Origin of the sequence: Sphingopyxis sp. LC81 (assembly GCF_000756375.1) — a bacterium.
GTDB lineage: Bacteria > Pseudomonadota > Alphaproteobacteria > Sphingomonadales > Sphingomonadaceae > Sphingopyxis.
The window spans coordinates 62,930-81,123 of the sequence record NZ_JNFD01000009.1; the positions used below are offsets into that span (position 1 = coordinate 62,930).

Sequence of the window (18,194 nt, forward strand, 5' to 3'; positions counted from 1 at the left end):
CCGCTTTGCGGCAAGGCTGCGTATCCTTCTCCCATCAAGGGAGAAGGGGGCTTATTTCGACTGTTCTTCGAGGTACAGGATCAGCGCCTTGCGGTCCGCGGCGTCGATCACGCCGGCGAACGCCATGCGCGTGCCCGGAACATCCTTCATCGGGGCCGTGAGATAGGCGTCGAGCGCGGCTTCGTCCCAGACGCCGCCCTTCGCCTTCATCGCGCCCGAATAGGAAAAATCGGGCTTCGACGCGACCGCGGCGCCGACGACGCCGTGCAGGTTGGGGCCGATGCCGTTGTTGCCGCCCTTGTCGACCGTATGGCAGGCGACGCAGCGCCGGAAGACCTGCTCGCCCATCGCGGCGGTCGGGGCGACCGCGGGTGCCGGCGCTTCGACACCGGGCTCGCCCGTCGCCGGCGCTTCGGCCGGCGTCTCGCTCTTGCCGCAACCGGCGAGCGCCAGCGCGCCCGCCAGCAGGACGGGCGCGAGCCGCATTATTTCTTGGCTTCGGCCGGCGCGGGCGCGGCCGCGGCGTCAGCGGCCGGAGCGGCGGCGGCGCCTTCGGCTGCCGGGGCAGCGGCAGCGGCAGCGGTCTCGGCCGGCGCGGCGCCTTCCGCGGCTGCGGGTGCTGCTTCGGCAGCGGGCAGCGGCAGGTTCGAACCCTGGCTGTTCATATAGACGATCAGGTTCGCGCGATCTTCGGCGCTGCCGAGGCCGGCGAACGACATCTTCGTGCCGGGGGCATATTTACGCGGGCTGGTCAGCCATGCGTTCATGCCCTCGAAATCCCAATTGCCCGCAACGCCCTTCAGTGCCGCCGAATAGGCGAAGCCCGGGACATGGCCGTGCGCCTTGCCGAGCGCACCGAAGAGATTCGGGCCGATGCCGTTGGCGCCGCCCGAGTTGATCGTGTGGCATGCGGCGCATTTCGCGAACACCGCTTCGCCCTTCGCCGGATCGGCGGCGGCGAGCAGGGTGGCGAGCGGCACGGCCGATTCGCCGCCACCGGCGCCGGCTTCGGCGTCTTCGATCGGATAACCGGGCTTTTCGGGATTGTGGCTGGCGAACAACATGCTCGACCCGATCGTCAGGCCCAGCGCGCAAATGCCGGCAAACAGCACCCAGCCGGCAATAGTATTGTTGCGATTGTCCATGCGTAGCAGCCCCGTTAGCTGACGCCCGCTTGCCGGGCGCATATTTGATTTGGACGCTCCCTTACTGGTGCGGCGACGGCGGCGCAAGGGGATGAAATCGGCCGACGACGCGAAGGATGCGAGCGCCGGTTGCACGGGTGCGGCCGGGCGGCTATGCGCCGCGGCTCCAGCTTGGGAAGGCAATCATGGGCAGTTATTCGGCTTCGGCACAGCATTTGGTCGACGAAATGCGTGCAGCGGCGCTCGCCGAGCCCGCGCGTGGGCTGGCGTTTCAGGGCGCGCCGGGCGCGAATAGCGATCTTGCGGCGCGCGAATATGACCCGAACTCGCTGCCGATGCCCTGCTACGCGTTTCAGGACGCGATCGACGCGGTGCGCGACGGCCGCGTCGACCGCGCGATCATCCCGATCGAAAACAGCCTGCACGGCCGCGTCGCCGACATCCATTTCCTGCTCCCCGAATCCGGCCTGTCGATCGTCGGCGAGCATTTTCTGCCGATCCGTTATGGCCTGATGAGCCGCGACCTGGGTCCGGTGACGCGCGCGATGAGCCATGAGCAGGCGCTTGGCCAGTGCCGCCACTGGCTGCGCGCGAACAATATCGCGCCGGTCGCGCATAGCGACACCGCAGGCGCCGCGGCATGGGTCGCCGACAGCGACGAGGTCGGGCTTGCCGCGCTCGCGCCGCCGCACGCCGCCGAACTTTACGGGCTGACGCTCCACGGTACGGGGATGGAGGACGCCGATCACAACACGACACGCTTCGTCATCCTTGCGCGCGAACCGCTGGCCGACGTGGCGGCGATCACCGGCCCGGTGATGACGACCTTCATGTTCGAGGTGAAGAATATCCCCGCCGCGCTCTACAAGGCGCTCGGCGGCTTTGCGACCAATGGCGTCAACATGACCAAGCTCGAAAGCTATCAGACCGGCGACAGCTTCGCGGCGACGCAATTTTATTGCGATATCGTCGGCGCGCCGGGTGATGAGCGGATCGATCGCGCGCTCGAGGAACTCGATTTCCAGACCAAGTCGTTGCGGTTGCTCGGCACCTATCCGCAGGCGCGGGCGCGCCGCTAAACCTTGCCGCTAGCCGCCGCGGCGGCGCAGCATCCGTGCCGTGGCCGACGTCTGGACGATGAACAGCGTCACGAGGATGCTCGAGACGACTAGTGCGAACAGGTCGAAGGCCGAGAAATTGGTGCCGTGGATGTCGCCGCCGCCGATGATCGGCATCGAAATCGTCATCGCCATCAGCATCAGCCGCAATTCGGTCGGGCCGCCCGCCATATAGGACAAGCGGAATTCGCCGAGGATCTTGGCGGCGATGAAGGTGTGGATCGACAGCAGGAAATAGCCGATCACCGCCATCAGCGCGACGTCGAGCCGCATATAGGGGCTCATCCCGATCGCGCTGATCATCAGCAAGGTCGCGAGCGCATCGACACTATGGTCGACGAAATAGCCATAGTTCGGCCGCTCAATACCGCGCCAGCGCGCGAGGCTGCCGTCGAGCGAGTCGCCGAACCAGTTGACGATATAGCCGGCGAGCGACAGCCCGAGCCATTCGCTGTCGAACCAGCTGAGCACATAACCCGCCGCGACCAGCACCGCGCCGGCAAAGCCGAGCGTGGTGAGCTGGTCGGGGGTGACCCAGCCCGGAAGGCGCGCGCATAACCAGTTGAGAAGACGGCGTTCGCTGCGCGCGAGGATATTCTGCTGGATGCGGACCGGCGCCTTGGCGACGGGTTCGAACTTGCTCATGGGAACCCTTTGTTGCCGGCTGTCACAAAAGTGCCGGCCGGATGTCATCGCGGCGTCATAGAGGCAAAGTCGGGTTTGCGAAAGGGCGGGGCGGTCAGTGCGCCGCGTGCGTGCGACGATCAGTCCTGCCAGGGGCCGATTTCACCGACATCGCCGACGGCGCGATAGCGTACCGCGTCGTCGATCCACGCAACCTCCCACATCGGCGCTGGGCGTGCCCATTCGCCGATCACGAACAGCGGCAGCTTGTTTGCGGCGACGAAGGCAAGGTCATCGGGGGTCGGGCCGGGGATGGTCGTTTCGTACCGCTGGTGAATGCGGATGACCGCCAGCGTCGTCGCGGGCGGCGCCGGAAGCGACTGGCGCACGGGAAAGCCCATGCTCGCGGTGACGGCGGGATAGCCTTTGTCGTCGCGCGCGATCAAGAGCACCTTGTCGGCGTTCGCATAGGGTCCGCCGACCGCACGGCCGACGACCTTGCGCCCCGCAATCGCGGCAAATTCGCGCAGGTCGGTGTCGGCGACGGGCGATGGGCGCTTGGGCGTCGAAGCGGTGGCGGCTTCGGGAGGCACGGGGGCGGGATCGGCGGCGAGCGCCGCGACGAACAGCAGCGCGGCGATCAATGCGCTTCGCCCCAACTCTTGCCGATGCCGACCTCGACTTCGAGCGGGACCGAGAGTTGGAGCGCCGGTTCGGCGGCGCCCGACATCACTGCGCGGATGACCGCGCCCGCGGCTTCGGCCTTGTCCTCGGGCGCCTCGAACACGAGTTCGTCGTGGACCTGGAGCAGCATACGGACGTCGGACAGCCCCGCATCCTCAAGCGCTTTCGGCATCCGCGCCATCGCGCGCTTGATCAGGTCGGCGCTGGTGCCCTGGATCGGGGCGTTGATCGCGGCGCGTTCGCTGCCAGCGCGCTCATTCTGGTTCGCCGCCTTGATGCGCGGGAACCAGGTTTTCCGCCCGAACAGCGTCTCGGTATAGCCCTTGGCGCGGGCGTTCTCGAGCGTATCGGTGATATAGTCCGAAATGCCGGGGAAGCGTTCGAAATAGCGCGCAATCAGCGCCTGCGCCTCGTCGGGCGTGACTTCGAGGCGGCCGGCGAGGCCCCAGCGCGAAATGCCGTAAAGGATCGAGAAATTGACCGTCTTGGCCTTGCCGCGCGTGTCGCGGTTGACCTCGCCGAACAATTCGATCGCGGTCGCGCTGTGGATGTCGTCGCCGCGCGCGAAGGCTTCCTTGAGTTCGGGGACGTCGGCCATATGCGCGGCAAGCCTGAGCTCGATCTGGCTATAGTCGGCCGCGATCAGCACATGGCCGGGTGCGGCGATAAAGGCGTCGCGAATCTGACGGCCGGTCTCGGTGCGGATCGGGATATTCTGCAGGTTCGGATCGGTCGACGACAGCCGCCCGGTCTGCGCCCCGACGAGGCTATAGCTGGTGTGGACGCGCCCGGTCGTCGCGTTGATCTGCTGCTGCAGCGCGTCGGTATAGGTCGACTTCAGCTTCGCGAGCTGCCGCCATTCCAATATCTTGCGCGCGATCGGTACGCCGTCGCGTTCGAGCCGTTCCAGCTCGCTCTGGTCGGTCGACCAGTCGCCCGACTTGCCCTTGCGCCCGCCCTTGAGGCCGAGCTTGTCGAACAATATTTCGCCAAGCTGCTTCGGGCTGCCGATCGCGAAGGGTTGGCCGGCAAGCCCATGGATCTCGCCCTCGATGCGTAGCATCTCGTTGGCGAACTCGCCCGACAGGCGCGCGAGATATTCGCGGTCGACCATGATCCCGGCGCGTTCCATGCCCTCGACGACCGCGGCGAGCGGGCGGTCGACCATTTCGTAAACGCGCGTCCCGCCCTCGATGGGAAGACGGAGCTTGAGCATCTTCCAGAGCCGCAGCGCGACATCGGCGTCTTCGGCGGCATATTGCGTCGCGCGGTCGAGCGGCACTTCGGCAAAGCTGATCTGCGATTTGCCCGTCCCGCACATTTCCTTGAAGGTCAGGCAAATGTGATCGAGGTGGAGCTTCGCCAGTTCGTCGAGCCCGTGCTGATGCTTGCCCGCGTCGAGCGCGAAGCTCATCACCAGCGTGTCGTCGTACGGCGCGACGGTGACGCCATGCTGCGCGAGCACGCCGATATCATATTTGAGATTGTGCCCGACCTTCAGCACCGCATCGTCGGCGAACAGCGCGTGCAGGCGCCCGATCGCGACGTCCATCGCGATTTGCTCGGGTTTTTCGGCGAACATGTCGGTGCCGCCATGACCAAGCGGGATGTAACAGGCGCGGCCCGGCGCGGTCGCCATGCTGACGCCGACAAGGCGGCCGGTGACGCTGTCGAGGCTCGCGGTTTCAGTGTCGATCCCGACGACATGCGCGGCGCGCGCTTCGGCGATCCAGCGATCGAGCGCCTCGACCGTCGTCACGCATTCATAGGCCGACCGGTCGATAGGCGGCATCGCGGGCAACGTCGGCGTCGACGGCCCGGCGGGCGCGGCAACCGGCGCGGCGTTCGCGCGCGGGAAGGTCGGCGGGCCGCCCGGCGTCGCGCCGAGGTCGAGTTTCGCCGACAGCGAGCGGAAGCCATGCTCGTCGAGAAAGGTCTTGAGCGGCAGCGGCGGGATCGCGCCGAGCTTGAGCGTGTCGAGCGCGTCGGGCAGCGCGACGTCGCGCTTCAGGTCGACGAGGATGCGCGACAGTTCGGCCATGCCGCGATGCTCGATCAGATTGTCGCGCAGCTTCGACGCCTTCATGCCCTCGGCGCCGTCGAGCGCGGCGGTCAGATTGCCATATTCCTGGATCAGCTTGGTCGCGGTCTTCGGCCCGACCCCGCGCACGCCGGGAACATTGTCGACGCTGTCGCCCATCAGCGCGAGCACGTCGCCGACGAGATCGGGCGTGACGCCGAACTTCTCGTTCACCGCTTCCAGCCCGAGCCGGACATTCTTCATCGTGTCGAGCATGTCGACCTGCGGGCCTTCGACGGGCTCGCGGATCAGTTGCATCAGATCCTTGTCGGACGAGACGATCGTGACATCCCAGCCTTCGCGCACCGCCGCTTCGGCGTAGCTTGCGATCAGGTCGTCGGCCTCGAAGCCCTGCATCTCGATGCACGGCAGCGAAAAGGCGCGCGTCGCATCGCGGATCAGCGGAAATTGCGGGCGCAGATCCTCGGGCGGCTCGGGCCGGTTCGCCTTATACTGGTCGTAAATCTCGTTGCGGAACGACTGGCTCGAATGATCGAGGATCACCGCAAGGTGCGTCGGCCCGTCGGCGTCGTGCAGATCCTTCGCGAGCTTCCACAGCATCGTCGTGTAGCCATAGACCGCACCCACGGGCACCCCCTTGGGGTTCGTCAGCGGCGGCAGGCGGTGATAGGCGCGGAAGATGTAGCTGGAGCCATCGACCAGATAGAGATGATTCTTCTCGGACATGGCGCGGATGTAGCAGGGGAGGTGCGGGCGGCCTAGGGCCGCTCGTCGATTGCGGCGATACGCCGGGAAGCGGGCCTATTCGGCGGGAACTTCGACCCTGCAGTTGATATAATCGGCGAGCGCGACGCTCCCGCGCCACGCATCTTCGGGCATGTCGAAGCCCTCGTCGAGGCTCGCGGCGGTCATCCGCGCATAGGAGACGGCGGCAGCGTCCGAAAAACCGAATTCCCGAAATGCCTCCTCCCAACGTTCGCGCGGAACGACGTCGAGCTCTACCGGCCGTCCCAAGGCCGCCGCGAAGGCCGTTGCAACCTCGGAAGACGTATAGCGGCGCGGGCCTTCGGCATATCGGATGCCGACGTCGTCGAGCGGAGACACGAGGCGTGCGGCCGCCAGTTCGCCAAGGTCCTGGGGCGCCACCATCGGGATTGCGAGATCGGCCGGGAACATCGTCGGCAATTTTCCTGTGTCGCGTGCCGATGCCAGAAAGCCGTCCCAATTGCTCATATAATAGCCCGCGCGGTTGATCGCTGCGGGGATCGGCTGTCGGTGCAGACCCTCCTCCAGTTCCCAGAGGACGTTGAGATCGCCGATGTACCGGCCGGGTTGAGCGCCGCCAGTCGATTCCGCAACGATCTTTTCGAGCCCCGATCCGTCGAGCGCAGCAAGGATATTGGCGACGGTATGCCGTTCGACCCTGTCGGTATTCGTCGTGGTATCGGCTGGCGGGTTGAGCAGGAAGGCGCGCCGCCCGCGGCGAAGCGCCGCCCGCAACGATGCGACATCTTCGACATCGGCTTCGGCGATGTTCGCGCCGCTGGCTTCCCATTCGGGGGCATGGTCGGCATTGCGCGTGACTATGGTGACCTGTTCACCGCGCGCAAGCAGCGCTTTTGCAGTCGCCGAGCCGACATGGCCCGTTCCGCCCATAATCACATACATGGCTCGTCTCCTGCCGGTCTGTCGGAATGACAATGAATCTGCGCCGCATGAGTTGCGGACCATGTCGGGTCTCGCCGCCTGAATCGGGCGGCCCGCCTGTTTTTTGATCATAAAGTCAGGCGCGCGTGCGCCACCGCTCGACGCCCTGCCAGCCGAGCCATGCCGCAAGCGGCAGCCCGACCGCGCCGAGCATCAGCAGCTCGGACGAAGCCTGCTCGACCGCGGCCGCGCCGATCGCGGCGAACAGCGTCGCGACGCCGAGGTTGGCGAGTGCCATGACGAGCGCGAACCGTCCGAACGCCATTGCCGCGATGCCGCCGGCCATCGCCGTCACTTCGCAAAGGAACGGGACGGGGCGCGAGAGGATCAGCGCGATCGGACCGATGCGTTCGGCGAGTTGGTGCGCGCGGTCCAGATCGTCGGCGCCGAGGAATCGCTTGGCGAGCGGCCGTGCGGCCCAACGTCCGATCGCATAACCCGCAAGGCTTCCGCCCATCAGCCCGAGCCAGATGACGAATGTGCCGACCGCGAATCCGAAAGCCGCCCCCGCCAGCGTATTGGTCACGCCGTTGGGCACCGGCAGGAAGACGTCGAGCGTCAACGCGCCAACGATCAGCGCCGCCGCGGCGAAGGGCCGTTCGTCGGCCGCAGCGAGGACGCGGTCGCTCACCGCCATAAATTCCTCGCGGAAGATCAGCGGCACGCCGACGATGAGCAACAGCAATGTGGCGATGATCAGCCAGCGGATCAGCGGGGAAGGGCGCTCGGCCATGCCCCTGCTTAGCGCGTCAGCCCCGATAGTCGATATGCAGCTTTGCCGCCGCCGCAACCGCCGCCGCGCGTGCGTCGTCGGTGCTGCCGCCTGCGACCTTGGCGAGCGCGACGCCCATGCGGCGATACGGCCGCGTCACCGGCTTGCCGAAGATGCGCGCATCGACGGCGGTTTCGCCGTTCGGCGCGGTCAGCGCCTCGGCAAGTCCGGTGATTGCAAAATCGCTCGCGTCGCGGTTGGCAAGCAACACCGCGCTCGCGCTCGCATCGGGCACCGCGACGGCGGGGATCGGCAGGCCGAGGATCGCGCGCGCGTGCAGGTCGAATTCGGACAGCGACTGCGAGATCAGCGTCACCATGCCGGTGTCGTGCGGGCGCGGCGAGAGTTCGGAGAAGATCACCTCGTCGCCCTTCACGAAATATTCGACGCCGAAAATACCGTGTCCGCCGAGCGCGTCGACGACCTTCGTCGCCATGTCCTGCGCCGCGGCGAGCGCGGCGTCCGACATCGCGGCGGGCTGCCAGCTTTCGCGATAGTCGCCGCGCTCCTGCCGGTGGCCGATCGGCGGGCAGAAGCCGACGCCATCCTTGTGGCGGATGGTGAGCAGGGTGATCTCGTAATCGAAATCGATGAACGCCTCGGCGATGACGCGCAGCCGGTCGCCGCGCATGCCGGCGGCGGCATAATCCCACGCGGCGTCGATGCCGTTCGCATCCCTGACCGTGCTCTGGCCCTTGCCCGACGACGACATCACGGGCTTCACGACGAGCGGAAAGCCGATGCGTTCGGCGGCCGCGACCAGTTCCTCGCGGCTCGTCGCATATTCGAAGGTCGAGGTCTTCAGCCCGAGTTCGCTCGCGGCGAGGTCGCGGATCGCGTCGCGGTTCATCGTCAGCTGCGCCGCGCGCGCCGAGGGAACGACATGGAAACCCTCGGCTTCGACTTCGGCGAGGATTTCGGTGCGGATCGCCTCGACCTCGGGCACGATATGGTCGGGGCGATGCTTTTCGATCGTCGCGCGCAGCGCGTCGCCGTCGAGCATCGAAAATACTTCATAGCCGTCGGCGACCTGCATCGCGGGCGCGCCTTCATAACTGTCGCAGGCGATCACGCGGCACCCCAATCGCTTCGCCGAAATCACGAACTCGCGGCCGAGTTCGCCCGAACCGAGCAGGAGGATGGTGGCGGTGGGGGTCATGCAAAAACTTTCCATCGACGTTGGGCGCAAGATTCGGGACGCATCGCTGCGCGGCCTCCGCCATAGGAATTTCAGCATCAAAGTGCGACAGCGAATGACATCCAAAGGAAGATCCCGTGACCTACCATTGCAAAACCATCTGGTCGCCGGTCGGCGAATTGACCCTCGTCGCCGACGACCGGGGCCTCGCTGCCATCCTGTGGGAGAATGACAAGCCCGATCGCGTCCGGCTCGGCACGCTGAGCGAAAAGGCGGACCATCCCGTGCTGATCGAAACCGAACGGCAACTGGGCGAATATTTCGCCGGGACACGCCGCACCTTCGACGTGCCGCTATCCTTTGCGGGCACCGATTTCCAGAAGCGCGTCTGGGCCGCGCTGCTCGCCATCCCGTTCGGCGAGACCCGCAGCTATGGTGAGATCGCGGACCAGCTCGGCGCCCCCGGGGCCTCGCGCGCGGTCGGCGCCGCCAACGGCCGCAATCCGATTTCGATCATCGCGCCATGCCACCGCGTCGTCGGATCGACCGGTAAGCTGACCGGCTTCGCCGGCGGGCTTGAGGCGAAGGCGTTCCTGCTCGAACTCGAACGGGTGGATTAAAGATCGAGCGTGCGGATTTCGGGGATGAGCTTCCACCAAAGCAATGCCCCGAGCACCGACAGCGCGGCCGCCGCCCCAAAGGCATAGCCATAACCGCCGAGATAATCGACGATCAGCCCGGTGACGATCGGGCCGACGATCCCCGAAATATTGCCGAGCGCATTCTGCACCCCCATCCAGCTGCCCGCCGCGCGCGGTCCCGCGAAAATCTGGCCGACGGCGAAGATATTCGTGGCGATCAGCCCGGCGCCGAAGCCCGCGACCGCCAGCCACAGTGCGAGCATCGCATAGCCATTCGCGACCGCGATGCCCGCGGTCGCCGTGCCGATGGCGAGCTGTCCGGCGATCATCAGCCAGCGGCGAACCTCGCCCTCATTGGCGCCCTTCGCGACCATGCGATCGGACAGCCAGCCGCCCGCGAGCGCGACGACACCTTGCGTCGTAAAGCTCAGTGTCGTCAGCGCGGTCATTTCGCCGATCGAATAACCGCGCGTATTGACGAGGTAGAGCGGCAGCCAGGCGAGCAGGAAATAAAAGCCGTAGTTCGACAGGAAATGGACGGCGCTCATCTTCCACAGCGCCGGCACGCGAAGCAGGCGGCGGATCGAAACCCGTTCGCTCGCCGGCGCCGCTCCTGCGCATGCCCGCATCGACGCTGCGGCAAATTGCCAGGGAATAAGCCAGAGCAAAGTCACCGCGCCGAAAATCCAGAAGACCGGCCGCCAGCCCCATTCGCCGAGAATCGCGCCGCCCGCGAGCACGCCAACCGCGGGGCCAAAAGCGATCGCGGCGGCCACCGCGGCATTGGCGATCCCGCGCCGCTCAGCGGGGACTTCGGCGGCGAAAATCTTGGTGCTGCCGGGAAAGGCGATGCTTTCGCCCAGCCCGAGGAACAGCCGCAGGATGATCAGCGATATCAGCCCGCCCGCGAAACCGGTGAGCGCGGTGCTGATCGCCCAGATCGCGACGCCGAGCGCAAAGACGCGGTAGACGCAGAAGCGGTCGCAGAGCCAGCCGACGAACAGGCAGGCGGGGGCATAGACCCAGAAAAAGGCCGAAACCGCGAGGCCGAACCCCGTCGCTGACAGCCCCAGCTCCTCCTTCATCAGCGGCGCCGCGACTCCGATTGCGCCGCGATCGACATAGTTGAGCAGGACCGACAGCGCGATCAGGACGACGACCCACGTCACCCGTTTTCCGCCGGCCCGGCCCTCGATCGATTGTGTCGCCATATTCAAACGCTCCCCTGCCCGGGGGGAGGGCTACCAGATGGATGGCCGCGCGCCAGCGAAAATTCGCCGCACGTTTGTTCAACGCGTTCGCTGATCGGCGCGCTATTCTTCCCGCAACATCATGGGAGAAAGCAGATGGCCGTCACCGCGCAAATCGAACGCCCCCTGTCCGTTGCCACCCTGTTCGACCGCTATCATGTCGGCTGGGAAACGAAGGATCCCGACCTGATCGCCTCGCTCCATTCGGACGATACGGTCTTCGCGCTCCACGACGGCACCGAACCCGTGACGGGGCGCGAGCGGCTCCGCGAGCATTGCCGGCAATTGTTTGCGACCTTCGATTTCACGCAGGAAATGGGGCGACGGCTCTATGGCGACGACCATTGGGTGTTTGAATGGACGATGCTGCTCGCGCTCACCGAACCGGGCGGCGCGCCTTTTGTCGCGCGCGTCGGGATGCTCGACGTCGTCACGCTGAACGATGCGGGCGAGGTGGTGCGCAAGGATGTCTATCCGAACGGGCGCGAGATGCACGGCGCCTTTGTGCGCGCCGGGATCGACCGTTAGCGGCGCCGCTTGCGCCCGGCGCCCGACCGGCAGATAGTTACCGCGATGTCCGATCCGCTCTCCCCTTTCCGGAATGCGCTGCTGCCGGTCGACGCTCCGCTGGCGCCGCATGCCAATCCGGTCACCGGGATATTGATGGGGCGCGGCGGACCACTGCGGCTGACGCTCGATGGTGCGGCGGTCGAGGGCGACATGCTGCTGATCCGCCCCGGCGTCGTGCATGATATTGCCTTGCCCGCGCGCGGCGCCGACATCCTCTATCTCGATGGCCTCGTCTTCCCGTTCGACGTTCCGCTGGCGCGCGCGCTGGGCGGCAAGCTCGCCGAACTGGCGGGCACAGTGCTCGACGGCGCGGGCGATGCCGCCGACGAGTTGCGCGCGCGGTTGAGCGCCGCATCGGCGCCGCCATTGCCACGCGTCGCCGATGCCGTGCGCGCGATCTACGCCGACCCCATGCGGCGGATGCCGCAGGACGAGCTGGCACAGCGGCTCGGCATGGAACGCACGCGGGCGTTGCGCCTTTTCCGGGCGGCGACCGGGCAGGGCTTTCGCGAATTCAAGCGCTGGTCGGCGATGCAATTTGCCGCGCAGCAGATGAAGCAGGGCGCACTCGTCCGTACCGCGGCGATGGACGCCGGCTTTGCCGACACCGCGCATCTGTCGCGCGCCTTTCGCGAAACCTTCGGCCTGACGCCGAGCGCGGCGATAAGCGCGCTCCCGTCATAGGAAGGTCAGGCGGGCCAGCGGTCGGTGTCGTGGTCGGGATGCTGGTGGTTGCTCGCCTTGATCGCGCCGACAAGGTTGCTCATCACCTCCTCGGTGGTGCCCTCGGCCTTAATCGGCAAATCCTCGAACAGCAATAGCTGGCCTTCGAGCCCGAACTGGACTTGCGGCGGGAATGCGGAGGGATCGTCGAACGACCCCGTCGTCAGGTTGATATGCTTGCTTTCGGCATAGTCATAAGTCAGCGGGGTCCCGCAATCGCGGCAGAAACCGCGCGCGGCCTTATCCGAACTGTTGAAGGTCGCTGGGCTGCCGCGCGTCCATGTGATCGCGTCACGCGGCACGCCGATCAGCGCGATGAAGAAATTGCCCGCCGCCTTCTGGCACATGCGGCAATGGCAGATGTGCGACGTGTCGAGCACCGCGGTGACATGATAGCGCACCGCGCCGCACTGGCAGCCGCCCGACGCTTCGGTTTCGATCCTGTCCATGACGCCTTGCTATCAAAGCTGGCGGGCACTCACAATCGCGCACGCGGGGAAGCGGTGCGCGGCGACGACGCGCCGCGCACCCGCCCCATCAGGCACCGTAACGCTCGATCACCTCGGCGAGCGGGACATGGCCGAGGCAGAGGCCGCTCCCCGGCACCGTCTCGCCGCTTTCGAGCGCGGTGGCATAGGCGACGGCCGGATCCGCCTCCAGCCTTGCGCGCAGCGCCGCGAGCTTCGGCCAGCGAACGGGCTCGGCGACCTCGTGAAACTCCAGCCAGCGCGCGACCCCGATGAACAGCGCGTCGGCCAGCGTCGGCCGGTCGCCGATCAGATAGGGGCCGTCGCCGACCATTTCCTCCAGCCGGTCGTGGCGTTCGATCACCGCTTCCTTGCCCCATTCGCGGAGCGAGGCCTGCAGCGCGGGGCGCGGCGGGTCCATTTCGAGCGCGACCCAGAGCGGGGTGAAAGACCCCGTGAAGCCGGTGTTGATGAACGCCATGATCTGCCGCATCCGGTCGCCTTCGGGCGATAGCGGATCAAGGCTGATCCGCCGTTCGTCGTCGCGCGCCGCGAGCCAGTGGGCGATCGCCATCGTCTCGGTCAGGACATTGCCCTGATCGGTAATCAGCGCCGGCGTTTCGTGCCGGGCGTTGATGCGGGCATAAGCGGGCTCGCGCATTTCGCCGAGCATGTCGACGCGGCACAGGCGATAGGGTTTGCCCAGCCATTCGAGAGCCGTGACAAGGCCCATGGAACTTCCCAGTGGGAAGCCATAGATAAGGATCGGTTCCAATGTATTGCTCCATCTTCTTGAGGGGGAGCTGCGCAGCGAAACCAGATATAGGGCGCGCTATCGCCACGTAAATTACGCACCTTTTTGTAACCATGAGGCTCCGATGAAAGATCTGGTTTCGCGCTGTCCGATCGAGGAAGTGATGCAGGTGCTGAGCGGCCGCTGGCCGACCTTGCTCATCTATTATCTCAGCGACGGGACGAAGCGCTTCGGCGACCTGCGCCGCGACAATCCGACGATTTCGCACAAGATGTTGACGCTCGAACTGCGCAAGCTCGAGGATGCGGGGATCGTCCAGCGTACCGAGTTCGAGGGCTATCCTCGTCGGGTCGAATATGACCTGACCCCCGACGGCGAACGGCTCGTCCCATTGATCGACGCGCTCGGCGACTGGTGGGATGCGTCGGCGGGCGGCGCTGATGCCGACGCAGCTGTCGTCACCGTGGGCGATAGTTGAGATCGCCCGGCGACGGGGTCACTTCGCTTTTTGCTGGTGAAAAGTCTCGCCGCGCTTCAGCATGGCGACAAGGTCGGCGATCTTCTTTTTCCGCCCGGCCTCGGTCTTGATCGTGCCGAGGCGGAAGATCAGCGCGAAGCGGTTCTGCGCGGTCAGCTTTTCCAGCATGGCCTTGGCCGCGGGTTCGGCGTCGATCGCCGCCTGCAAATCGCCCGGAATTTCCGATCCCTTGACGCGATAGGCGCGGTCCCAGCGGCCATCGGCCTTGGCGGCGTCGACCTGTTTTAGCCCATGTTCGGTCATTCGGCCTTCGGCCGTCAGCCGCGCGACATTGTCGATGTTGATCTGGCTCCAGACGCTTTTCGCGCTGCGCGGGGTGTAGCGTTGCAGGAAGCTTTTTTCGTCGAAGGATTTGCGGATGGCGTCGATCCATCCCCAGCACAGCGCCGCGTGGATCGCCTGTTCGGGGGTGATCGACGCGAGGCCCGATTTGACCTTGTGGATCTTGATCCACACCTCGCGCTCGGTGGCGTGATGCGCGGCCAGCCAGTCACGGAAACCGTCCATGTCGACGAATTCGTGAACCTTGTTGGGATCTACCTCGACGGCGGCCATGACCTCATTCCATTCATAAATTCACTCCGCCATAAAGTATTGAAAATAAAAAAATAGCCGAAGGTGTTCGATTAGAGCGCGCGCCCACCATTCAACCTTGCTACGTCCGCTTCGCGCCTGGTCTCAGACACTCACCGCGACGACGGCTTCGATCTCCACGAGAGCATTGAAGTGCAGCGGACCTGAGGGAACGATCGATCGTGCGGGGCGGTGCGCGCCAAAGAACGCCGCATAGGCCCGGTTGACTTCGCCCCAATGCGCGACGTCGGTCACATAGACGGTGCACCGGACGATGTCGCCCGGCGAAGCGCCAACCACGCCGACAATCGCCGCAATGTTCCCGAGCGCAAAGTTGACCTGCTCGCCGACCGAACGGCTTTCGGGGTCGGGTGTTTCGCCGGTCACGCCGAGCTGGCCCGAAACATAAAGGGTGTCGCGGTGCAACATGGCTTGGGCATAATGCCCGCCGGGGGGCGGCGCCGCTGCGCAGCGTATCTCTGTCATTTTCTGAACCTTCATCTCGATCTCCGAAACCCGTCACCATCCGCCGGTCCGCGGCCATTCTTCGGCCAGCACCCCTTCGCGCAGCACGTCGTAGGAGGTGTAGGCCGCACAGGTCAGGCAGGCGTGATTGGGCAGGATGCGGACGACGCTGCCGATCGGCAGGCGTTCGAACCAGCTTTCGTCGGGCACGGGCACGCCGCCATGTTCCTGATGCACGGTCACGACCGTCAGCGTTTCCAGCGGTTCGAGCGTGGCTGCATCGCACACCAGGCCATATCCGGCGTTGGGCATGAAGCGGTTGGCCCCGACATCCTTCGACAGCGCGAGGGCGCCGGCGTCGAGGATCAGGCTGGGGCCGGCGCCGCGGCGCTGGTGGCCGATGACCGTCGCCAGCACCGAAACGGCAATATCCTCCCCGGCGCAGACGCCCCGCGACAATTGGGCAAGGTCGCAAAACAGGTAGATGCCCGCCCGCACTTCGGTCACGCCCCGCAATTGTTCGGCGAAAACCACCGTGGGGGTCGAGCCGACGCTGACGATGGGGCAGGCGTAACCGCGCGCGCGGAGCAATTCGGCCGATGCGACCGCCGCATGCCGTTCGACTTCGGCAAGCGCCCGGATTGGTGCGGGATCGTCGAACGCGTAGCTGTGGCCGGCGTGGGTCATCACGCCCATCAGTTCGAGTCGCGGTGAACAGGCCGCAATTACCCCCGCGATCGCGACAAGCTCTTCCGACGTCGGTTCGGTGCCGCTGCGGTGTTCGCCGCAATCGGCCTCGATGAGGACGCCGAAGCGCGCGCCGAGCGCCGCCGCGGCTTCGCCCATGGCGGCCGCCGCCTCCCGGTCGTCGACGACAAGCAGCAGCCGCGCGCCATGCTCGCGCTGGATGTGATGGACACGCGCCAGTTTCGCGGGCGCAATCGCGGTCGAGTAGAGGATATCGCGCCAGCCCGCTGCGGCGAAATATTCGGCTTCGGCCAGCGTCGAGACGGTGATCGGCCCTTGTTCGCCGTTCGCCGCGATACGCGCGACGTCGGTCGACTTGGCTGTCTTCAGATGCGGGCGCAACGTGACGCCCAGCGCGTCGCAGCGGGCGCGCATGCGCGCGGCGTTGCGCTCCAGCCGGTCGGCGTCGAGAATCAGGCGCGGGGTGTTCAATCCCGCGAACATGGTGGCCGCGCTCATTGTGCCAGCTCGCGCAGCGGATCGAGCGTATCGGCAATCAGGAACGGCCGCGCCGCGTCGGCGACAAAGGGCATGCCGGCGCGGTTGTGCCAGAAAACCGGCATGCCGACGCCGGCCGCCCCCGGAATGTCCGCAGGCGAGCCCGCCACGAAAAGCGTCCGCGTCGGATCGGTGCCGAGCCGGTCCAGCACGGCGCGGTAGGATTGCGGTTGCGGTTTGTAATAGCCCGTTTCTTCGGAGGTCAGGACAACCGAGAAGGGCACGCCGACCCGTTCCGCTGCCTGCCGCCCCAAAACTGTCGAACAGTTCGTTATGACGCCGAGCGCTATTTTGCGCGCGGTGAGATCGGCCAGTAGCTGTGGCGCCTCCGGCCAGGGCTGGAGCGAGTTCCAGTCCGCCGTCAGCGCATCGGGAGCCGATGCCGCCACGCCCGCCTTGGCGGCCGCCTCGCGGACGAGATCCTCATAGGGGCGGTAAGCCCCGCAGCCATAGGTCAGCTCAAGATAGGCGCGGCGCCAGCGCAGCCCGTCGCTCGCCGACCCGGCGGCCCGGTTCCACACCGACCAGGAATCGAGAAGCGCGGTGAGGAGGTCGAAGACCACGGCTTCGACGGGGGCGAGCTGTTTCATAGATCGGGATCCAAATATAATAATGGCGCCCAAGGCCTGCGGCTCCGCAGGCTTCGGGTCGGGGATGCCGCCGGATGGCCCCGAGCGATTAGCAACGCCGCGGCCCGGCCGGCAAATGCCCGTTGCTAATGGTTTCATGCCGCCGCGTATGGACGTCGTTCGCATGCGCCATTCCCGTCTATGCCGTCGCCAGCTTCCAGAATGTTTCGGCCGACGGCGATTGCCGGCCGCGCGGCCGATACAGTCTGACGTCGACCGGAATATCCCAGCGCGCATCGCCCGCCCGCACCAGCGCGCCACGCTTCAGATCGTCCGCGACGATGCTCAGCGGCAGCCAGGCCAATCCCTTTCCATCCCTTGCCATGCGCGCGAGGATCAGCGTGTGCGACGTGAACACGGTCGTGAAATTCGCGCGCGTCGCAGTGGCATCGAGCGTCGCCGACACGATACGATCCATCCCCGATTCCGCGCCATAGGCCAGAAGATTGACCGGATGACCGGCGTCATCGGCGAGCGCGTGCAGCGGCGCCCCACCGGCTTCGCGCGGCGCGCTGACCGGCACCAGCGCATCGGATTCGAGCGATATCGACTGGAAACCCGCCCCATCGAGAACCGACGGTGCGCCGGGATGAAAATAGCACAGGCAAAAATGCGCCTTTCCGCTCAGCATCATCTGTTCGGATGTGCCCATATTGTCGGCGGTGAGCTGGATCGGGATCGCGGTATCGGTCATCGCCTGAAGCGTCGCGAGCCATTGCGGGAAGAAGTTCAGCGCCAGGGCGTGCGTGACCAGAATCTTGACCATCGACGCCGATGTGCCGGCAATTTCCTGCACCTCGCGCCGGCCATGTTCGATATCGCGCAGCACGGTCTCGGCGATGACGGCGAAGCGCTTGCCGGCGGGGGTCAGCACCATCTGGTGCGTGCTGCGGTCGACCAACTCCACGCCGAGCCATTCTTCGAGCGCGCGGATGCGGCGGCTGAACGCCGGCTGAGTCACGCAGCGCGTCGATGCCGCGCGCGAGAAATTGCCCGCGTGTATCAAGGCACCGAAATCCTCAAGCCATGCCAGTTCCATCACTTATGCCCCTTCGGCCGATAGGGAAGTTGTAGTGCGGCGACGGCCTGTGCCTACCCCTCCTGATTGGC

The 18,194-nt window shown here is 66.1% G+C and carries 21 protein-coding genes; 5 read left to right on the top strand and 16 right to left on the bottom strand.

Annotated features, from left to right (window positions below):
* Nucleotides 1-51: 51 nt before the first annotated feature.
* Both FG91_RS05540 and FG91_RS05545 read right to left on the bottom strand, forming a co-directional pair.
* A complete protein-coding gene (locus tag FG91_RS05540; RefSeq protein ID WP_037513050.1) occupies nucleotides 52-486 on the bottom strand; it encodes a c-type cytochrome in 435 nt (144 codons plus the stop codon).
* Nucleotides 486-1,145 carry a c-type cytochrome gene (locus tag FG91_RS05545; RefSeq protein WP_037513052.1) on the bottom strand — a complete coding sequence of 220 codons (660 nt, stop codon included), beginning with the start codon at nucleotides 1,143-1,145 and terminating at the stop codon, nucleotides 486-488. The genes FG91_RS05540 and FG91_RS05545 overlap by 1 nt, the downstream gene beginning before the upstream one ends.
* A gap of 185 nt (nucleotides 1,146-1,330) precedes the next feature.
* Here FG91_RS05545 and FG91_RS05550 point away from each other — a divergent pair, with 185 nt between their 5' ends.
* On the top strand, nucleotides 1,331-2,224 hold the full coding sequence (locus tag FG91_RS05550; protein WP_037513273.1) for a prephenate dehydratase: 894 nt from the start codon (nucleotides 1,331-1,333) through the stop codon (nucleotides 2,222-2,224).
* Nucleotides 2,225-2,233: 9 nt separating this feature from the next.
* On the opposite strand, the gene FG91_RS05555 is transcribed toward FG91_RS05550, so the two are convergent.
* From FG91_RS05555 to purT, 6 genes are all read right to left on the bottom strand, one after another.
* Complete coding sequence (locus tag FG91_RS05555) at nucleotides 2,234-2,908, bottom strand: CDP-alcohol phosphatidyltransferase family protein (protein WP_037513053.1); 675 nt, start codon at nucleotides 2,906-2,908, stop codon at nucleotides 2,234-2,236.
* A 119-nt stretch (nucleotides 2,909-3,027) separates the two neighbouring features.
* Nucleotides 3,028-3,531, bottom strand: coding sequence for a hypothetical protein (locus FG91_RS05560; protein ID WP_037513056.1), 504 nt, complete (start codon nucleotides 3,529-3,531; stop codon nucleotides 3,028-3,030).
* Nucleotides 3,528-6,338 carry a DNA polymerase I gene (polA, locus tag FG91_RS05565; RefSeq protein ID WP_037513058.1) on the bottom strand — a complete coding sequence of 937 codons (2,811 nt, stop codon included), beginning with the start codon at nucleotides 6,336-6,338 and terminating at the stop codon, nucleotides 3,528-3,530. The genes FG91_RS05560 and polA overlap by 4 nt, the downstream gene beginning before the upstream one ends.
* A 75-nt stretch (nucleotides 6,339-6,413) precedes the next feature.
* The gene (locus tag FG91_RS05570; RefSeq protein WP_037513060.1) at nucleotides 6,414-7,280 is read right to left on the bottom strand and encodes an NmrA family NAD(P)-binding protein; all 867 of its coding nucleotides are present in this window, start codon (nucleotides 7,278-7,280) and stop codon (nucleotides 6,414-6,416) included.
* 115 nt (nucleotides 7,281-7,395) lie between these two features.
* Nucleotides 7,396-8,052 (bottom strand): TVP38/TMEM64 family protein, encoded by a 657-nt coding sequence (locus FG91_RS20875; protein WP_052187336.1) that lies wholly within the window; start codon nucleotides 8,050-8,052, stop codon nucleotides 7,396-7,398.
* A gap of 16 nt (nucleotides 8,053-8,068) precedes the next feature.
* Nucleotides 8,069-9,250: a formate-dependent phosphoribosylglycinamide formyltransferase gene (gene purT / locus FG91_RS05580; protein ID WP_037513062.1), complete on the bottom strand. Its 1,182-nt coding sequence runs from the start codon at nucleotides 9,248-9,250 to the stop codon at nucleotides 8,069-8,071.
* A 116-nt stretch (nucleotides 9,251-9,366) separates the two neighbouring features.
* Here purT and FG91_RS05585 point away from each other — a divergent pair, with 116 nt between their 5' ends.
* On the top strand, nucleotides 9,367-9,849 hold the full coding sequence (locus tag FG91_RS05585; RefSeq protein ID WP_037513064.1) for a methylated-DNA--[protein]-cysteine S-methyltransferase: 483 nt from the start codon (nucleotides 9,367-9,369) through the stop codon (nucleotides 9,847-9,849).
* On the opposite strand, the gene FG91_RS05590 is transcribed toward FG91_RS05585, so the two are convergent.
* Nucleotides 9,846-11,081 carry an MFS transporter gene (locus FG91_RS05590; protein WP_037513067.1) on the bottom strand — a complete coding sequence of 412 codons (1,236 nt, stop codon included), beginning with the start codon at nucleotides 11,079-11,081 and terminating at the stop codon, nucleotides 9,846-9,848. The genes FG91_RS05585 and FG91_RS05590 overlap by 4 nt on opposite strands.
* A gap of 135 nt (nucleotides 11,082-11,216) precedes the next feature.
* Between FG91_RS05590 and FG91_RS20880 the strand changes: the two genes are divergently transcribed.
* Together FG91_RS20880 and FG91_RS05600 are read left to right on the top strand one after the other, a co-directional pair.
* Complete coding sequence (locus FG91_RS20880) at nucleotides 11,217-11,648, top strand: nuclear transport factor 2 family protein (RefSeq protein ID WP_052187337.1); 432 nt, start codon at nucleotides 11,217-11,219, stop codon at nucleotides 11,646-11,648.
* A gap of 45 nt (nucleotides 11,649-11,693) precedes the next feature.
* Nucleotides 11,694-12,374: a helix-turn-helix transcriptional regulator gene (locus tag FG91_RS05600; protein WP_152568007.1), complete on the top strand. Its 681-nt coding sequence runs from the start codon at nucleotides 11,694-11,696 to the stop codon at nucleotides 12,372-12,374.
* A 5-nt stretch (nucleotides 12,375-12,379) separates the two neighbouring features.
* Here the strand turns inward: FG91_RS05600 and FG91_RS05605 are convergent, their stop codons facing one another.
* Both FG91_RS05605 and FG91_RS05610 read right to left on the bottom strand, forming a co-directional pair.
* Nucleotides 12,380-12,862, bottom strand: coding sequence for a GFA family protein (locus FG91_RS05605; RefSeq protein ID WP_037513071.1), 483 nt, complete (start codon nucleotides 12,860-12,862; stop codon nucleotides 12,380-12,382).
* 88 nt (nucleotides 12,863-12,950) lie between these two features.
* Entirely contained in the window at nucleotides 12,951-13,655 is a 705-nt protein-coding gene (locus FG91_RS05610; protein ID WP_037513074.1) for a glutathione S-transferase family protein, read from the bottom strand.
* Between the two features lie 103 nt (nucleotides 13,656-13,758).
* Here FG91_RS05610 and FG91_RS05615 point away from each other — a divergent pair, with 103 nt between their 5' ends.
* The gene (locus tag FG91_RS05615; protein WP_037513075.1) at nucleotides 13,759-14,112 is read left to right on the top strand and encodes a winged helix-turn-helix transcriptional regulator; all 354 of its coding nucleotides are present in this window, start codon (nucleotides 13,759-13,761) and stop codon (nucleotides 14,110-14,112) included.
* Nucleotides 14,113-14,130: 18 nt separating this feature from the next.
* Here the strand turns inward: FG91_RS05615 and FG91_RS22325 are convergent, their stop codons facing one another.
* The 5 genes from FG91_RS22325 to FG91_RS05640 form a co-directional block, all read right to left on the bottom strand.
* Nucleotides 14,131-14,727, bottom strand: coding sequence for a YdeI/OmpD-associated family protein (locus FG91_RS22325; RefSeq protein ID WP_037513076.1), 597 nt, complete (start codon nucleotides 14,725-14,727; stop codon nucleotides 14,131-14,133).
* Between the two features lie 123 nt (nucleotides 14,728-14,850).
* Entirely contained in the window at nucleotides 14,851-15,231 is a 381-nt protein-coding gene (locus FG91_RS05625) for a RidA family protein (RefSeq protein ID WP_037513280.1), read from the bottom strand.
* Nucleotides 15,232-15,264: 33 nt separating this feature from the next.
* The gene (locus FG91_RS05630; protein ID WP_037513078.1) at nucleotides 15,265-16,416 is read right to left on the bottom strand and encodes an alanine racemase; all 1,152 of its coding nucleotides are present in this window, start codon (nucleotides 16,414-16,416) and stop codon (nucleotides 15,265-15,267) included.
* Nucleotides 16,413-17,045: an HAD family hydrolase gene (locus tag FG91_RS05635; RefSeq protein ID WP_037513079.1), complete on the bottom strand. Its 633-nt coding sequence runs from the start codon at nucleotides 17,043-17,045 to the stop codon at nucleotides 16,413-16,415. The genes FG91_RS05630 and FG91_RS05635 overlap by 4 nt, the downstream gene beginning before the upstream one ends.
* A gap of 178 nt (nucleotides 17,046-17,223) precedes the next feature.
* The gene (locus FG91_RS05640; protein WP_037513081.1) at nucleotides 17,224-18,123 is read right to left on the bottom strand and encodes a LysR family transcriptional regulator; all 900 of its coding nucleotides are present in this window, start codon (nucleotides 18,121-18,123) and stop codon (nucleotides 17,224-17,226) included.
* Between the last annotated feature and the right edge of the window lie 71 nt (nucleotides 18,124-18,194).

What these genes read in the sequence shown, in the direction of transcription:
- FG91_RS05540 (WP_037513050.1), bottom strand. Translation starts at nt 486, where the DNA reads ATGCGGCTCGCGCCCGTCCTGCTGGCGGGCGCGCTGGCGCTCGCCGGT.
- FG91_RS05545 (WP_037513052.1), bottom strand. Translation starts at nt 1,145, where the DNA reads ATGGACAATCGCAACAATACTATTGCCGGCTGGGTGCTGTTTGCCGGC.
- FG91_RS05550 (WP_037513273.1), top strand. Translation starts at nt 1,331, where the DNA reads ATGGGCAGTTATTCGGCTTCGGCACAGCATTTGGTCGACGAAATGCGT.
- FG91_RS05555 (WP_037513053.1), bottom strand. Translation starts at nt 2,908, where the DNA reads ATGAGCAAGTTCGAACCCGTCGCCAAGGCGCCGGTCCGCATCCAGCAG.
- polA (WP_037513058.1), bottom strand. Translation starts at nt 6,338, where the DNA reads ATGTCCGAGAAGAATCATCTCTATCTGGTCGATGGCTCCAGCTACATC.
- FG91_RS05570 (WP_037513060.1), bottom strand. Translation starts at nt 7,280, where the DNA reads ATGTATGTGATTATGGGCGGAACGGGCCATGTCGGCTCGGCGACTGCA.
- FG91_RS20875 (WP_052187336.1), bottom strand. Translation starts at nt 8,052, where the DNA reads ATGGCCGAGCGCCCTTCCCCGCTGATCCGCTGGCTGATCATCGCCACA.
- purT (WP_037513062.1), bottom strand. Translation starts at nt 9,250, where the DNA reads ATGACCCCCACCGCCACCATCCTCCTGCTCGGTTCGGGCGAACTCGGC.
- FG91_RS05590 (WP_037513067.1), bottom strand. Translation starts at nt 11,081, where the DNA reads ATGGCGACACAATCGATCGAGGGCCGGGCCGGCGGAAAACGGGTGACG.
- FG91_RS20880 (WP_052187337.1), top strand. Translation starts at nt 11,217, where the DNA reads ATGGCCGTCACCGCGCAAATCGAACGCCCCCTGTCCGTTGCCACCCTG.
- FG91_RS05600 (WP_152568007.1), top strand. Translation starts at nt 11,694, where the DNA reads ATGTCCGATCCGCTCTCCCCTTTCCGGAATGCGCTGCTGCCGGTCGAC.
- FG91_RS05605 (WP_037513071.1), bottom strand. Translation starts at nt 12,862, where the DNA reads ATGGACAGGATCGAAACCGAAGCGTCGGGCGGCTGCCAGTGCGGCGCG.
- FG91_RS05615 (WP_037513075.1), top strand. Translation starts at nt 13,759, where the DNA reads ATGAAAGATCTGGTTTCGCGCTGTCCGATCGAGGAAGTGATGCAGGTG.
- FG91_RS22325 (WP_037513076.1), bottom strand. Translation starts at nt 14,727, where the DNA reads ATGGCCGCCGTCGAGGTAGATCCCAACAAGGTTCACGAATTCGTCGAC.
- FG91_RS05625 (WP_037513280.1), bottom strand. Translation starts at nt 15,231, where the DNA reads ATGACAGAGATACGCTGCGCAGCGGCGCCGCCCCCCGGCGGGCATTAT.
- FG91_RS05630 (WP_037513078.1), bottom strand. Translation starts at nt 16,416, where the DNA reads ATGAGCGCGGCCACCATGTTCGCGGGATTGAACACCCCGCGCCTGATT.
- FG91_RS05635 (WP_037513079.1), bottom strand. Translation starts at nt 17,045, where the DNA reads ATGAAACAGCTCGCCCCCGTCGAAGCCGTGGTCTTCGACCTCCTCACC.
- FG91_RS05640 (WP_037513081.1), bottom strand. Translation starts at nt 18,123, where the DNA reads ATGGAACTGGCATGGCTTGAGGATTTCGGTGCCTTGATACACGCGGGC.